Here is a 15885-nt window from a genome sequence, read left to right as displayed (position 1 = left end):
GCCCACACCAACATAGAATATATGGACTTATGCCATAGGAGGGAATCAGAGTGAAAATCCATATCGTACAGAAAGGGGATACTCTTTGGAAGATCGCCAAGAAGTACGGCGTGAACTTTGAAGAGCTGAAAAAGATGAACGCGCAGCTCAGCAACCCTGATATGATTATGCCCGGTATGAAAATAAAAGTTCCAACCGCTGGAGGAACAGTAAAGAAAGAAGCTCCGATCGCAGGTGGAACGCCTCAAGCAAAAATCAATATGGGTGGCAAAAAGGAAATGCCGATTGCCAAAGAGAAACCGATGCCAATGCCAGAAGTGAAGAAAGAAGTGCCAAAAGAGGCTCCCGTAAAGGAACAGCCGAAGAAGGAAATGCCTAAACCGGTTAAAAAGGAAGAGCCTGTTAAACCATATAAACCTAAGATGCCAGTGCAATTTAAGCCTGAGATTGACATCAACAACTACTATATGATGAATATGGCCAATATGCAGATGCCGCCGCAGCCAAAACCGCAGCCAAAACCACAACCGAAGCTACCGCCAAAACCAGAAAATATCTTCCCGGAAATCAAACCAGAGGTAAAGCCTGAAGTCAAGGCTCCAGTCAAGCAGCAGATCAAACCACAAGTTAAGCAAGAGGTGAAGCCACAGCTGCCAAAAGCTGAGATGAAGCCAAATATAAAACCGGAAATAAAGCCAGAGATAAAAATTGAAAAGAATGATTTTATGGATGAATCGCCATCCATGATGCCATTCGTTCAAGGAGGTTACCAGCAGCCGATGATCCCTTACCCTTATAACTGTTATCCAGGGGCGCCTTCCATGTCAGGTCCAGCTTATGGCTATCCAGGAGCCCAGCAAATGCCATATCCGCAGGTACAGGGAGTTTCACAATATCCAGGAATGATGCCTAACATGACATTGCCGACAGAAGATATGGAATCTTCTTCTTTTGCGAATATGCAAATGCCTTTGAGCCCAGCTATGGAAAATATGCTTCATCATGCTGCTCCACAAATGACAGGTCCAGTCTTCCATGGTATGCCGATTTCGCCAGTCATGCCTGGACCAGGCTACTGCCCGCCGTATGAGCAGGGATATCCGCACCAAATGCCATACATGCCTCAGGTAGCAGGTGCGATGGAGGATCAGATGCCAATGCAGCCACAAGTTGGTGGAATGATGGATAATCAAATGCCACAAGTCGGAGGTATGATGGATGATGAATCATCGGAAATGCCAATGCCTCAGATGCCGCAAGTTGGCGGGATGATGGAAAATCAAATGCCACAGGTAGGCGGGATGATGCAGGGCCAGATGCCACATCAAATGCCGCAAGTAGGCGGGATGATGCAGGGCCAGATGCCGATGATGCCGCAGGTTGGCGGAATGATGGATAATCAGATGCCGATGATGCCGCAGATCGGTGGAATGATGGATAAGCAGATGCCGAGGATGCCGCAGGTCGGTGGAATGATGGATAACCAGTTGCCGATGATGCCGCCGGTCGGTGGAATGATGGATAACCAGATGCCGATGATGCCGCAGGTAGGCGGAATGATGGATAATCAAATGCCACAGGTGGGCGGAATGATGAAGCAGCCAATGATGCCTAAGCAGGCTGTGCAAGGTGCCGGCTATGATTGTGGCTGCGGGGGACAAATGGGTAATCCTTATGGCTTGATGGGAGCAGGCATGCACCATCCGCACCATATGATGATGCACCAAGGCTATCATGGAGCACCAGGAATGCATATTAACCCGCACCAGGGATACCAGATGGGCATGGGTCCGCAGGGTTTCATGAATCCTTATGGAGCAGGTCCGATGGGTGGAGGCTATGGTATGCCGATGCCACGTTTCGAAGATGAAGAGAGCAATGAATATTAACATCAAGAGAGGTGGAGACGATTATTTTTTCAATCGTCTCCTCTCTTATTTAAAAAGCGAACTCAACATTGGAATCCAGGAAATGACCCATTTAAGAGGAGATGTCTTTCTCATTAAAACAGAGAATACCCGATTTATTTTAAAAGGGTATAAAGATCTGCGGAAATTAAAGATTCAAGAAGCATTTGCTTCATCTTTACGAAAAACCGGTTTTGATCAATCCTACCGATTTTATAATCAGAATAAAGATCCTCTTTTTTTTCATGGGTTATACTATGGGTGTATTGAATATATAGGCCACAATGAAAAGCGTTTTGATTATGGAATTCAAGCAGACAGAGAGGAAGGCGTTGAACTGTTAAATAGGTTCCATGACCATACATCGTCTCTTTTTCCTTCGTATGCTGGCATGCTTCCGAAAACAGATTTAGCGAAAAAATGGCACCATCGAAAGAATGAATTTGCCAAAAACCAGCCAGGAGTTAATTTCTATGTGAATAAAGCTATTACCGAAGAGCTGCTGGAATGGGCGGATTTTTCTCTGAGGAATTTTGTGAATTCGAGAAAGAATCTTGAAACAGGGCCACCATCCATCCTCCATGGGGATGTAGCTCATCACAATTTTCTTCGATCAAAGGAAGGAAAACTGTACTTAATTGATTTTGATTTAATCAGCTCTGGATCGAGAGCATATGATATGCTGCAGTATGCAAACCGTATCCTGCCTTTTTTGGATTGGCAGTTTGAATCTCTGAAAAAAATAAACCATTTGAATAAATGGCTGGATTCAGAGGCCTTTTTATACGGACTATTGTACCCTGCGGATATTTTAAGGGAATGGAACCGATTGTTACGGGACAGGAACCAGACACATCCGTATAGCCTGGCACCAATAGTTGAAATGACTGTCGGTCAGTTTCAGCAAAGGAAACAATTCCAGGAAGAAGTTAAATCAAGGTTGAATTATTAGGAATTTGGATTTGGACTTATCTGTCAGAATGAAAATCCAGCCCCATCCGCACTCTAATAATGAGCATGAAATAAGTGCTCATTTTAGCTAGGATGGGGGTTTTTCGATTGAACAAAAAGATGTTGTTCGTACCTTTAGCTTCCTTGCTCACAATAGGACTGACGGCTTGTAACGGAAATGATGAAGCCGCTGTTCAAAGCCAGAATACCGATGGTGGTCAGCCACTTGGCTATTACTCGAATGAAAAAGGGAATGAAATTGACGTGATGGATGATCGTGAGGGGGCAATCACGGAAATTTTTGACCATAATTTTGGGAAAGAGGGAACAGCTGCAGAAAACCGGAAGCGGAGGATGCTCCAGTCGCGTGATGAAAATGGCAACCCTCCGAATCCAACCGTCCCTCGTTCTGATCATGACCATAACTTTTTCCAAAGAGATAATAAATATAGCCGTGGTGATTTGAATTATCATGGACATCTAAGTGAGCAAAGGGGAAGCGGCCAGGCAGGGATCTACTCCAATTCTGAACAGGATAACAGATTGGCCCGCAAAGTCGGGATTGCAGCCGAGTCTGTCGACAATGTCGATAAAGTGAGATCCGTATTATTTGGGCGAGAAGTAGAAGTGACGGTGACATATAAAGATAAGTCAATGAAAAAACAAACAGATAAGAAAATCAAAAAGGCAGTACTTCCGTATACAGAAGGTAGAGTGCTGCGCATTATTGAGGATGAAGGAACCTTCAGCCGATCAAGGAATATTGATTATGACCGAAGGAATGGAAACCCAAGGGAAAGCATCAACGTTAACCCATAATCAAGATAGAAGGCAGAGTAACCTTTGCCTTCTATTTCATGTTTAGTTTAAAAAGGATAATAAAGTTCATTTTGGCTACACTATTAGTGAAAAAGAAACAAATTTTAGCAAATAAGAGAGGTGGACAGCAATGGCTTCAATCAAATTATTAAAAGTATTAAGCTCAGCTGTTATGTTCCTTATCGGTCTATCGGGATACAGTTTAGTACTTCAGACAGAGCCGGTTTTTGCTGAGAAGCCCGAAGAAGCGGTCCAGGAAATCAATGAACCTCTTAAGGTCACAATCATTTTGCAAAGAGTTTATCTTGATGGTGAAATGAGTGAGGAACGGATTGAGGAAACGATTTGGTCAATGGAAGACTTTTGGGCCAAATATGACGAATGGCAGCTAGTAGATATGGAAGCGAATAAGGCTGTGTTCAGACAGGAATATGATGATATATCGCCGCTATTGAAGGCAAACGGGTATTTCGGATTGTCAGATGAAGGGGTACTTACTATTTTTAATGGAAGGCCTGATGGTTCGAATATCATTCAATCGTTCTTTCAAATCGATCTTGGCAGACTTGAAAGTATTAAACGAGATCAATTGAAAAAAGGGATTCCAATCCGGAATAAACAATGCTATGAAGAGGTATTGGAGACTTTTAAACCATACACGGTGAGAGAAAACAGTGAAGAGCCGGGCTGACTGGCTCTTATTTGTGTTTCCCGGGTTTTCCAAGTGGATCTGCCACTCTAAAAAATGATCATACGTTCGCCTTTTCGCATATTTTTATTCATACCTTTTAAAAGAGTATGTTAAAATGAGTTACAGCAAAGCAGAGGGGCGAGAGTATTGTATGAATTCATAAAAGGTACCGTCGATTTCGTCGGTCCTGAATATATAGTCATTGAAAACAGCGGGATTGGGTATCAAATCATGACACCAAATCCTTTTGCATTCACGAAAGAAGCAGGTAAAGAGATTTGTATTTTTACATACCATTATGTCAGAGAAGATTTGATGGCCCTTTATGGATTTAAGAATCGTGAGGAAAAAGCACTTTTCACAAGACTATTGAATGTCTCGGGAATCGGCCCGAAAGGTGCACTGGCCATACTTGCGTCAGGAGAACCGGGTCAAGTTGTTCAGGCAATTGAAAATGAAGATGAATCGTTCCTGGTAAAATTCCCTGGAGTCGGCAAGAAGACGGCAAGACAAATGATCCTTGATTTAAAGGGAAAGCTGCATGACCTTGTACCTGATTATTTCCCTAACCTTTTCAATACGGACGAGGTAGCAGCAACCATAAGCCAGTCGACCGAGTTTGATGAAGCAATTTTGGCACTGAAGGCATTGGGCTACTCAGAAAAAGAAATTCGCAAAATCACTCCTGAGTTGAAGAAAGAAAAGTTGACGACAGACCAATATATCAAGAAAGCATTACAGAAGCTATTAAAGTAACGCTGTGTTAAAAATGATCTGTTAACCAGCTTATTAGAAGGGTGAGAAACAGATGGAAGAACGAATCATCTCCAGTGAAGCGGGCGACCAGGATGTTTCATTTGAGCAGAGCCTGCGACCGCAGACGCTCAGGCAATATATCGGCCAGGATAAAGTAAAAGCAAATCTTGAAGTGTTTATCGAAGCGGCCAAGATGAGGCGTGAAACGCTGGACCATGTATTGCTTTATGGACCTCCTGGTTTGGGTAAGACAACGCTGGCGGCAATCATCGCCAATGAAATGGGCGTCAACCTCAGGACCACATCCGGACCGGCGATCGAAAGGCCTGGTGACCTGGCAGCCATCCTGACGGCATTGGAACCTGGCGATGTCCTGTTCATTGATGAAATTCACAGACTCCCAAGGACGATTGAGGAAGTACTCTATCCTGCAATGGAAGACTTTTGCCTTGATATCGTCATAGGGAAAGGGCCAAGTGCCCGATCCGTCAGGCTTGACCTCCCGCCTTTCACGCTTGTTGGTGCGACAACCCGCGCTGGTTCGTTGTCAGCTCCATTAAGAGACAGGTTTGGAGTTTTGAGCCGTTTGGAATACTATAATGAGAAACAGCTTACTGATATTGTCGTCAGGACAGCTGAGCTTTTGGAAACCGATATTGATTGGCCTGCCGCTCGGGAGCTTGCGAGAAGATCGAGAGGGACACCGAGGATCGCCAACCGCCTATTGAAGCGGGTACGCGACTTTGCGCAGGTGCGCGGCAATGGCGCCGTAGAGGAAACTCTTGCCCAGGAGGCATTGGAACTGATGCAGGTAGACCGCTTGGGACTTGACCATATAGACCATAAATTGCTCAAGGGCATCATTGAAAAATACCGCGGCGGACCAGTCGGATTAGAGACTATTTCCGCAACCATCGGTGAAGAACCTCAGACGATTGAAGATGTGTATGAACCATATTTATTGCAGATCGGTTTTTTGCAGAGGACGCCAAGGGGAAGAATTGTAACGGAGGCAGTATACCGACATTTTGAAATGGAGGTGCCTGAACGGTGACAGGAGCAGCTAAGTTCGTGATGATCGCCGGGGCAGTCATTTTCATCATTGGCTTTATCATGCAGTTTGTCAATTTGGGAAGGCTGCCGGGAGACATCGTAATAAAAAAAGGCGACACGACCTTTTACTTTCCAATTGTGACATCCATCGTGGTAAGCATTATCTTATCTGCGATTTTTTACTTTATCGGCCGATTCAGATGAGCGGCCCAGGAACAAAATATAAAGAAAACTTAGTAAGGGTGACAACATGAAAGTAGACTTGTTTGATTTCCATTTGCCAGAGGAACTGATTGCCCAGACTCCGCTCGAACAAAGAGCTGAAAGCAGGCTGATGGTCTTAAATAAAGAATCTGGCAGTATCGACCATGATGTTTTCAAGAACATTAAAAACTATCTCAAGCCGGGTGATTGCCTCGTCCTGAATGACACAAAAGTTCTTCCAGCAAGGCTTTTTGGCATGAAAGAAGACACAGGAGCAAAAATTGAGGTCCTACTCTTGAAGCAGCTCGAGGGAGATGAGTGGGAAACGCTTATCAAACCGGCAAAGAGAGTGAAGGAAGGCACAAAAATCGTCTTCGGTGACGGATTATTGACCGCAGAATGCACAGGGGAAGCCGAACATGGCGGCAGGAATTTGAAATTTTCATATGACGGTATTTTCTATGAAGTGCTGGAACAGCTTGGTGAAATGCCTCTGCCTCCTTATATCAAGGAACAGCTGGAAGATAAGGACAGATACCAGACCGTTTTCGCAAGGGAAAGGGGATCTGCAGCGGCTCCGACGGCTGGCTTGCATTTTACAGAAGAACTGCTCGATGAAATAAAGGAAATGGGCATCCATATTGCTTTTATCACTCTTCACGTTGGTTTGGGAACATTCAGGCCTGTCAGTGTTGATTCGATTGAAGAGCATGACATGCATTCAGAGTTTTACCAGGTGACAGAAGGAACAGCATTGCTGTTGAACTCTGTACGCGAGCAGGGTGGACGTATCATTACCGTGGGAACAACCTCAACTCGGACGCTCGAAACCATTGCCACAGCCAATGACGGTAAATTTGTCGCTGAAAATGGCTGGACGAATATCTTCATTTATCCTGGATATGAGTTCAAAGCCATTGATGGGATGATTACCAATTTTCATTTGCCAAAGTCGACGCTGATCATGCTTGTGAGTGCTTTGGCTGGACGCGATAATGTCCTTAATGCCTATAATAATGCAGTAGAGGAAAGGTATCGCTTTTTCAGCTTCGGCGATGCAATGTTGATCCTATAAATTTCATGCTTTGTATGATAAAAATATAATAATGAATTTGCACTTCTGGAAGGAGCTTAAACATTGTCAGCAATCCGTTACGAATTAATTAAGACCTGTAAGCAAACAGGAGCAAGGCTTGGACGTGTACATACGCCTCATGGATCTTTTGAAACTCCTGTCTTCATGCCGGTAGGTACACTGGCTACAGTTAAAACAATGTCACCTGAAGAATTGGTTCAGATGGGTGCAGGGATTATCCTGAGCAATACCTATCATCTTTGGCTGAGACCAGGCCATGAGATCATCAAGGAGGCAGGCGGCCTGCATAAATTCATGAACTGGGACCGTGCCATCCTCACCGATTCAGGCGGTTTCCAGGTATTCTCCTTGAGCGAGTTCAGAAAGATCGAAGAAGAAGGCGTCCATTTCCGCAATCACTTAAATGGAGACAAGCTTTTCCTTTCTCCTGAAAAGGCGATGGAAATCCAGAACGCCCTAGGTTCTGATATCATGATGGCATTCGATGAATGTCCGCCATACCCTGCTGAATATGATTACATGAAAAAGTCGGTAGAACGGACCTCCCGCTGGGCAGAGCGCTGCCTGACAGCCCATCAGCGTCCACAGGACCAGGGATTATTCGGAATCGTCCAGGGCGGAGAATATGAGGAATTGAGAAAGCAGAGCGCGAAGGACCTTGTTTCCATGGACTTCCCTGGCTATGCTGTCGGGGGCCTTTCAGTCGGGGAACCGAAAGATGTCATGGACAGAGTGTTGGAATTCACCACACCATGGCTGCCAACGGACAAGCCTCGCTATCTAATGGGGGTAGGTTCACCAGATTCATTGATTGATGGTGCCATCCGCGGAATTGATATGTTCGATTGTGTGCTGCCAACTCGTATTGCCAGGAATGGCACATTGATGACGAGCGAGGGAAGATTGGTCGTCAAGAACGCGAAATTTGCCCGCGATTTTGGACCACTGGATCCGAACTGCGATTGCTATACATGCAAAAATTACAGCAGGGCGTACATCCGCCATTTGATTAAAACGGATGAATCGTTTGGAATTCGACTTACTTCTTACCATAATCTCTATTTTCTGCTAAAATTAATGGAGCAGGTCAGACAGGCAATCCGTGAAGACCGTCTGGGGGACTTTAGAGAAGAGTTCTTTGAGCAATATGGCTACAATAAGCCGAATGCCAAAAACTTCTAAATAAACTGCTTTTAATAAGGCTTTTTCGCTATGCGGACAATGCCAACCAATGAAAGGAGGGGAAAAAGAATGGAAGGATTATTAGGTACAGTATTCCCGCTATTGCTGATGTTTGTATTGTTCTACTTTTTACTGATCCGCCCTCAACAAAAGAGGCAAAAGGCGGTCCAGCAAATGCAGAGTGACCTGCAAAAAGGTGATAAGGTAGTAACAATCGGCGGTTTGCATGGAATCGTTGATGCACTTGATGAGGGCACTGTTGTCATCAAATGTGGAGACGGAAGCCGTCTTACATATGACCGCGCGGCGATTCGCGATGTCAAAGAATCAGCAGGACTATAAGTTAAATGATAAAAAAGAAGCGAACTCGGTTCGCTTCTTTTTTATGCCTTTGATGGACCGCCGACGATGTTTACCCCGAGGATACCGCCCATCATTGCCGTAAGGATATAGCAAATATGGTAGATAACTTGTTCAAGCGAGAATAAACTGTCATAACCCAGGTATTGGAACAGGAAAATAATCAAAGAATATGCCAGCCCTGTAGCTCCCCCGATCATCCAGCCTTTTTCTTTGCCGTTTCCGCCAGTAATAAAACCGCCGATGAAAATCGATAAAAAAGAAATAGATGTCATGACGTATTGAAGCGAAGATTCCTGGACGGAGGTGAACTTTAAAAGAAGAGAAAATATAAAGCTGCTTACGATTGCCAACAGGAATATTGCAATCACCCCGTACAGGACGGCTTTGCCTAAACTTTTGGATTCCATTAACCCCTCTCCTCTCTGATCTAATCCCTCTAAACGGGAATTGCCTAGTACAAGCATATTCACGGTCAAGGACAAATAGAATCAGTTTTTATTCAGGAACTCACTGAAAAATTAATGAAACAATAAGTATGATTTTACTGCTGGGTTAAAGACTAAAAAGGAATGTTGTGTGAAGGGCGGAGGGAAACGTGGAACAATATATCATCATCCTTTTTAGGACAGTTCTCCTTTATTTATTGATCCTGTTGATTTTTCGCTTAATGGGAAAAAGGGAAATCGGTGAATTAAGCATACTGGACTTGGTTGTCTACATCATGATTGCCGAAATGGCTTCCCTGGCCATTGAGAACACAAAGGACCCACTAGTGGACACCCTTCTCCCAATCAGTGTGCTTGTCATTATCCAGATCACATTGGCGATGATGTCGCTTAAAAGCAAAAAGTTCAGGGACATCGTCGATGGGAAGCCCACGATCATTATCAATAACGGGAAAATCGACGAAAAAGCAATGCGTTCGCAAAGGTATAATTTCGACGATCTGCTGTTGCAATTGCGTGAAAAGGATGTAGGGGATATTGCCGATGTGGAGTATGCCATTTTAGAGCCGTCAGGTACCCTGTCAATTTTCCAAAAGAAACAGGGCGAACAGGAAGGGCAGCAGGACAGCAGCAGCCTAGCATTGCCGCTGATCATTGACGGTGAGGTCCAGGAGGATCACCTGGTGATGATGGATAAATCGAGTTCCTGGCTGCTGGAACATTTAAGCAAACAGGGGTATGACAATCCAGAAGAGATTTCTTTTTGCAGCTACCAAAATGGAAAATTCTATATTGACTTAAAGGATAAATAAAAACGTGGAGATAAAGTCCACGTTTTTTACTTATCTTTTTAAAAATGATGAAAGTACAGATCGTAATTTCGAAAGTTCATTTTTCCTGATCAGACCTAGTGTAAGAGAGAGCGACAAGTACAGGATGGTTACAGTTCCTGCATTTATAAGAATCCTTACTGCCAATGAAAGACTTTCACTCAGCCAATCCCATAGAAGGAAACCCAGTAATCCCGAAAGAATGATAACGGCAAGTACCTTCACATAATCTTGTACATAAAAGGTGAATGAAACGGCTTTAAGCATTGTCGCGAAATGGAGTAGGGTGATCAGGACGATCCCCATGACCATTCCGAGGGCTACACCGTTTATGCCAAAAGCAGGCTGGCTTGCCAACAGGAAGATGACAGCGGTCTTGGCCAGATTTCCAATCAGGCTGTTGATCATCGCTGCCCTCGCCAAATCAAGAGCCTGCAGTGCTGCCTGCAAGGGTCCCTGGAAATAGTAGAACAGGAAGAATGGTGCCATCAACTTGATGAATTGTGAACCATTTGCCGTCCCGTACATCAATGTCATTAATGGTTCAGCCAGTACATATAAAACAACGATTGCCAGGCCGCCTGTCAAAAGGGAAAATCGCAAAGATTGCTGCAGAAGGTGTTGGATTACTTTCATGTTCTTGCGGGAGTTCGCTTCACTGATTGCCGGTACAAGTGAGGTCGATAAAGAATAGGTAATGAATGATGGTAATAACAGCAATGGCATGGCGAAGCCGGTCAAGGCTCCATATTGTTTCGTGGCAGCCACGGCGGCCACACCGGCAATCGCCAGACTGTGTGCAACGACGATTGGTTCAAAAAACCAGGAAACAGAGCCAATCAGTCTTGAACCTGTAGTAGGCAAGGCAATCCTCATTAAATCATTGAATGTCGATTTTCCGGAATGGACGAACTGAAAAAAGTTCTTCCGCAGCCTGAATTTTTTCCGGAGCTTGAAAGTCGTCATTAGATAGATTAGTGAAATGAGCTCCCCGATTACAGAGGCAATCATGGCACCTGCTGCCGCATATTCAATTCCATAAGGCATGAAAGTTTTTGTCAAAACAGCAATCAACGTGATCCGGACGAGCTGTTCGATCACCTGGGAGATTGCGGAAGGCCGCATATTCTGCCTTCCCTGGAAGTAGCCCCGGAGAACCGAGGAAACCGCAACGATCGGTACGATTGGTGCGATGGCCAGCAACGGCCATTGTGTCCTGGGATCCGTGAACAATGTCTCAGACAAGTATGGAGCAAGGAAAATGAGAGCCGGTGTAAAGACAATAGATAGTGATATAGTGGTTGCAAGTGAAACGACAAGGATTTTCTTGATTTTTCGGAAGTCGCCCCTTGCCTCGGCTTCAGCTACATTTTTCGAAATCGCAACTGGGAGACCCAGTTGTGTAATCGTCACGACAAGCACTAAAGTGGGGAAGGCCATCATGTAAAGACCAACACCTTCTTCTCCGATGGAACGGGCAATGACGATCCGATTTATGAAACCAAGCACCCTCGTGACGAGCCCGGCCATTAACAAAATAAATGTTCCTTTTAAAAACTTCGACATTCCGCTCCCTGCCTTCTCAAAAATGCATATTTCATATACAATTAACTATATGCAAGAAAGTGGACAAAGCATGACAAGGTTAAAACATTAAGACTAGAAAATTGGACGAGGGGGCCAGGGGATGAATTCAATCCATCAATACGGACGGTTTTACAAGCAGGTAAAGCCGGCATTGGAAAGCAAAATTGAAGAATTCAAAATATTCGGTTATGAACAGGTTAAAGAAAAAGAATTATGGGATTATCTCACAAAGAAAAAATGGAAGAAACCGAAAGAAGAAATACAAATGTATGAAATCATCGCTGATATTTTATCCGCAAAAATCGGAGACGTAATGAACTTCACCACTGTTGAAGCCTTCAAACTGGGAGATTTTGCGCTCGATGATGAAGAGGAGCGAAAGGAACTGCTGAAGTAGCAGGGGCAATAGCTTTTTTGTCTGTATATAACCGATAAAATCCATAATTTGATTTTTTCTAGAGAGAGACTTTCTTTATGGAGATAACGGAAAAACCTTAATTGACAGTTTTTTTAAACTGTTACATAATTAGAATGCTATAAATTGGCTACTGTTTATTTATATAGTCTTATGTTTTATTTGTCTGGCAGCATGTTTGTGCGAAGAATAAGGAGGATTTATACATAATGGTAAAACGCAGCCGCATCGTGGCCTTCTTTTTGCTGGTTATTTTAATCGGAAGTGCCATGGGTGCAACAACCCAGAATATATTGAAAGATATCAAACTTGGTCTAGACCTGCAGGGTGGTTTTGAGGTTCTTTATGAAGTCACGCCTCTAAATGGCAAAGAAGGCGAGACTGTTGACCGTGAAACCTTAAAGAGCACTGCTGAAGCGCTTGAGCGAAGGGTCAACGTCCTTGGTGTCAGCGAACCGAATATCCAAATTGAAGGAGATGACCGGATTCGCGTTCAGCTCGCTGGCGTAAAAGACCAGAATAAAGCACGAGAGATCCTTTCTACCGAAGCGAATCTTACCTTCCGTGACGTGAACGACCGCGTCATGATGGATGGAAGTGACTTGGAAGAAAACGGAGCGAAGCAAAGCTTCGACCAGCAAAACAAGCCGAGTATTTCGATTACTCTTAAAGATGGAGACCAATTCGGTGAGATCACAAAGGAAATCCGTGATATGTATCCAGAAAATCAGCTGATTATCTGGCTGGATTTCGAGGAAGGCAAGGATTCCTATAAGGAAGAAAGGACGAAGCCTGAACCTAAGTTCCTTTCCAATCCAAATGTTGATAAGATCCTTAATCAAAAAAATGTTGAAATCACAGGTAATTTTACAATTGAAGAAGCCCAACAGCTTGCTTCTTTGCTTAATGCTGGATCATTGCCGGTTAATCTAGAAGAAACGTATTCTACTTCTGTTGGAGCGAAGTTCGGTGAACAGGCTCTTAATGAAACAGTCTTTGCTGGGATCATCGGCATTCTTGCTGTTTTCGCATTCATGCTGATTCTATACCGTATCCCTGGTATAGTCGCTGTTATCACTTTATCTATTTACGTGTACCTCATCCTGCTTGTATTTGACTGGATGAACGGGGTACTTACACTGCCAGGTATCGCGGCGTTGATCCTCGGTGTCGGCATGGCGGTGGATGCGAATATCATCACTTATGAACGGATCAAAGAGGAATTAAAGGTTGGCCGGAATATCAAAGCCGCATTCGATGCGGGCAGCAAAGGCTCCCTGTCTACTATCTTTGATGCCAACATCACGACTTTGCTAGCGGCAATCGTATTATTCGCGTATGGTACAAGCTCTGTAAAAGGCTTTGCGACCATGCTGATCATCAGTATTCTTGCAAGCTTTATCACAGCAGTCTTCGGTGCACGCTTGTTCCTTGGATTGCTAGTGAACAGCGGATTGTTCAAAAACAAGCCGGGATTGTTCGGCGTAAAACCTAGTGAAGTTCATGATATCTCTGAAGGATTAGATTCACTGGATTTAAAAACTAAATTCGATCGTTTCGATTTCATCAAGAGCCGAAACAAGTTCTTTACCGCCTCAGCTGTACTTATCGGTATTGGACTGATTGCACTCCTAGTGTTCCGCCTGAATCTTGGAATCGATTTTGCGGCTGGGACAAGGGTAGAGGTCATGTCTGACAGCAAACTTACAGCGGAACAATTAAAAGAAGAACTTAAGCAAGTTGATTTGGAAACAAACGATATTGTCATCTCAGGTGATAATGGCGAAATTGGCGTTGCAAGATTTAAAACAGTTCTATCCAAAGATAAGATCTCTGAGCTTAAATCTCACTTCAAGGAAGAATTCGGTGCCGAGCCGAATGTAGGAACAGTTTCGCCAACAATCGGCAAGGAGCTGGCTAAAAATGCAATGATTGCTGTTGCGATTGCCTCAGTTGGGATCATTATCTATGTAACGATCCGTTTCGAGATTTACATGGCGCTGGCTGCTATAATCGCACTGCTTCATGATGCTTTCTTTATCATCGTTCTATTCAGTCTGACAAGGCTTGAAGTAGATATCACCTTCATCGCGGCCGTCCTGACAATTGTCGGTTATTCAATCAATGATACGATTGTTACTTTTGACAGGATGCGTGAGAATATGGTGAAGAAGAAACGCTTGAAGACACCGGAAGATATTGCGGATGTAGTTAACTCTGCTCTTCGCCAGACACTTGGCCGCTCGGTCAACACAATCCTGACTGTTGTCATAACAGTTGTGGCTCTGTTGATATTCGGAAGTTCATCCATCTGGAATTTCTCTTTCGCTCTACTTATCGGCCTGATTGCCGGTACTTATTCTTCCATCTTCATCGCAGCACAGCTTTGGTATGTATGGAAAAATAAAGAGCTTAAGAAAAAAGGCACAATCAAGACTTATAAGGAAAAGAAAGTCTACTCAGATGAACCGCAAGTTTAATTTCATAAAAGCAAAACTAAAATACCACGGGGCAACCCCGTGGTATTTTTTCGTCTTTGGTTAGAAAATCCATTTTTCAGGATAAAATAAAAGGAATGCCGCCAGACTAAATATGGTGGAAAAAGAAAGAACGATGTAAAAGCTCTGTACAGGGAGGGATTTTGCTATTGGAAAAAGATGTTCGATTTAAGAAAGCGGAATTTGCGGCAATGGTTGGTGTTGTCGGTAATATTTTACTTGCAGGATTAAAGTGGGGAGTAGGCATTTATGCGAACAGTAAAGCACTTGTAGCGGATGCTGTCCATTCTGCATCTGATGTAGTTGGATCATTAGCTGTATACATAGGTCTCAAGGCAGCGAAAGCACCGCCGGATGAAGACCATCCTTACGGCCATGGAAAGGCCGAATCAATTGCCGCAATCATTGTTGCAGTCTTATTGATGCTTGTGGGTGTCGAAATCGGCAGATCATCCTTTGAGGCATTCTTTCATCCTATTGAACCTCCCAAATCAATCGCGATTGTAGCTGTAGTCGTTTCAATTATCGTAAAAGAGGGAATGTTCAGGTACAAATACAAATTGGGAAAGCAATTGAAAAGTGATGCGCTCATCGTTAATGCGTATGAGCATAGGTCGGATGTCTATTCTTCCATAGCAGCACTTATAGGAATCAGCGCTGCGGTGCTGGGCGGCATCTTTGGTATAGGCTGGCTGGAATATGCCGACCCGGTGACCGGGCTGCTTGTAGCCTTGCTGGTCATCAGGATGGCATGGAAGCTTGGCAAGGAGTCTATCCATAACACACTTGATCATGTGCTGCATGATGAGGATACAGAAGAATTCAGGACTGTTGTACAGTCAATACCAGAAGTGAAGAATTTGGATGAATTACATGCCAGAGAGCACGGTCACTATGTTATCATTGATTTGAAGATATCTGTTGATCCACATATTACCGTAGAACAAGGCCACCGGATTGGAAAAAGTGTGAAAAAGAAACTGATGGAAAACAAAAATGTCCAAAATGTTCTGGTCCATATAAACCCATACAGTGAGAGTGGAAGTTCTGAAGATGGCGTAGATATTCAATAGTCTCAGGGGAGGAG

16 protein-coding genes are annotated in these 15885 nt (G+C 44.0%); 14 read left to right on the top strand and 2 right to left on the bottom strand.

Features of this window, described 5'->3' with window-relative positions; genetic code table 11:
* The first annotated feature begins 50 nt into the window (after nt 1-50).
* The 10 genes from safA (at nt 51) to yajC (ending at nt 9001) form a co-directional block, all read left to right on the top strand.
* Nucleotides 51-1889: a SafA/ExsA family spore coat assembly protein gene (gene safA, locus CD004_RS24610; protein ID WP_102263715.1), complete on the top strand. Its 1839-nt coding sequence runs from the start codon at nt 51-53 to the stop codon at nt 1887-1889.
* Nucleotides 1879-2859, top strand: coding sequence for a phosphotransferase (locus CD004_RS16265; RefSeq protein ID WP_158651575.1), 981 nt, complete (start codon nt 1879-1881; stop codon nt 2857-2859). The genes safA and CD004_RS16265 overlap by 11 nt, the downstream gene beginning before the upstream one ends.
* Nucleotides 2860-2966: 107 nt before the next feature.
* Nucleotides 2967-3677, top strand: a complete 711-nt coding sequence (locus CD004_RS16260; RefSeq protein ID WP_102263713.1) for a YhcN/YlaJ family sporulation lipoprotein — start codon at nt 2967-2969, stop codon at nt 3675-3677.
* Nucleotides 3678-3807: 130 nt separating this feature from the next.
* The gene (locus tag CD004_RS16255) at nt 3808-4368 is read left to right on the top strand and encodes an intercompartmental signaling factor BofC (protein WP_180321254.1); all 561 of its coding nucleotides are present in this window, start codon (nt 3808-3810) and stop codon (nt 4366-4368) included.
* Nucleotides 4369-4515: 147 nt separating this feature from the next.
* A complete protein-coding gene (gene ruvA / locus CD004_RS16250) occupies nt 4516-5124 on the top strand; it encodes a Holliday junction branch migration protein RuvA (RefSeq protein ID WP_102263712.1) in 609 nt (202 codons plus the stop codon).
* 52 nt (nt 5125-5176) lie between these two features.
* On the top strand, nt 5177-6178 hold the full coding sequence (gene ruvB / locus CD004_RS16245; RefSeq protein ID WP_102263711.1) for a Holliday junction branch migration DNA helicase RuvB: 1002 nt from the start codon (nt 5177-5179) through the stop codon (nt 6176-6178).
* Between the two features lie 20 nt (nt 6179-6198).
* Entirely contained in the window at nt 6199-6381 is a 183-nt protein-coding gene (locus CD004_RS16240; RefSeq protein WP_170030030.1) for a DUF2905 domain-containing protein, read from the top strand.
* A gap of 46 nt (nt 6382-6427) precedes the next feature.
* Nucleotides 6428-7456, top strand: a complete 1029-nt coding sequence (queA, locus tag CD004_RS16235) for a tRNA preQ1(34) S-adenosylmethionine ribosyltransferase-isomerase QueA (protein ID WP_102263709.1) — start codon at nt 6428-6430, stop codon at nt 7454-7456.
* A gap of 63 nt (nt 7457-7519) precedes the next feature.
* The gene (gene tgt, locus CD004_RS16230; RefSeq protein WP_041967763.1) at nt 7520-8659 is read left to right on the top strand and encodes a tRNA guanosine(34) transglycosylase Tgt; all 1140 of its coding nucleotides are present in this window, start codon (nt 7520-7522) and stop codon (nt 8657-8659) included.
* Nucleotides 8660-8728: 69 nt separating this feature from the next.
* Nucleotides 8729-9001, top strand: a complete 273-nt coding sequence (yajC, locus tag CD004_RS16225; RefSeq protein WP_102263708.1) for a preprotein translocase subunit YajC — start codon at nt 8729-8731, stop codon at nt 8999-9001.
* Between the two features lie 41 nt (nt 9002-9042).
* On the opposite strand, the gene CD004_RS16220 is transcribed toward yajC, so the two are convergent.
* Nucleotides 9043-9429 carry a TIGR04086 family membrane protein gene (locus CD004_RS16220; RefSeq protein ID WP_102263707.1) on the bottom strand — a complete coding sequence of 129 codons (387 nt, stop codon included), beginning with the start codon at nt 9427-9429 and terminating at the stop codon, nt 9043-9045.
* Nucleotides 9430-9617: 188 nt separating this feature from the next.
* Between CD004_RS16220 and CD004_RS16215 the strand changes: the two genes are divergently transcribed.
* Entirely contained in the window at nt 9618-10280 is a 663-nt protein-coding gene (locus CD004_RS16215; RefSeq protein WP_102263706.1) for a DUF421 domain-containing protein, read from the top strand.
* Nucleotides 10281-10310: 30 nt separating this feature from the next.
* Here CD004_RS16215 and spoVB read toward each other — a convergent pair whose 3' ends face one another.
* Nucleotides 10311-11864 (bottom strand): stage V sporulation protein B, encoded by a 1554-nt coding sequence (gene spoVB / locus CD004_RS16210; RefSeq protein WP_102263705.1) that lies wholly within the window; start codon nt 11862-11864, stop codon nt 10311-10313.
* Between the two features lie 121 nt (nt 11865-11985).
* Here spoVB and CD004_RS16205 point away from each other — a divergent pair, with 121 nt between their 5' ends.
* The 3 genes from CD004_RS16205 to CD004_RS16195 all read left to right on the top strand — a co-directional run bounded on the left by CD004_RS16205 (nt 11986) and on the right by CD004_RS16195 (nt 15871).
* Nucleotides 11986-12282 (top strand): post-transcriptional regulator, encoded by a 297-nt coding sequence (locus CD004_RS16205; protein WP_102263704.1) that lies wholly within the window; start codon nt 11986-11988, stop codon nt 12280-12282.
* A gap of 227 nt (nt 12283-12509) precedes the next feature.
* The gene (secDF, locus tag CD004_RS16200) at nt 12510-14780 is read left to right on the top strand and encodes a protein translocase subunit SecDF (protein ID WP_102263703.1); all 2271 of its coding nucleotides are present in this window, start codon (nt 12510-12512) and stop codon (nt 14778-14780) included.
* A gap of 167 nt (nt 14781-14947) precedes the next feature.
* Complete coding sequence (locus CD004_RS16195) at nt 14948-15871, top strand: cation diffusion facilitator family transporter (RefSeq protein ID WP_102263702.1); 924 nt, start codon at nt 14948-14950, stop codon at nt 15869-15871.
* The last annotated feature ends 14 nt before the right edge of the window (nt 15872-15885 follow it).

The sequence above is a fragment of the Mesobacillus jeotgali genome (assembly GCF_002874535.1).
Classification (GTDB): Bacteria; Bacillota; Bacilli; order Bacillales; family Cytobacillaceae; genus Mesobacillus; species Mesobacillus jeotgali.
Note: the sequence above shows the minus strand (reverse complement) of the source record. Positions and strands in the feature narration are given on the sequence as shown.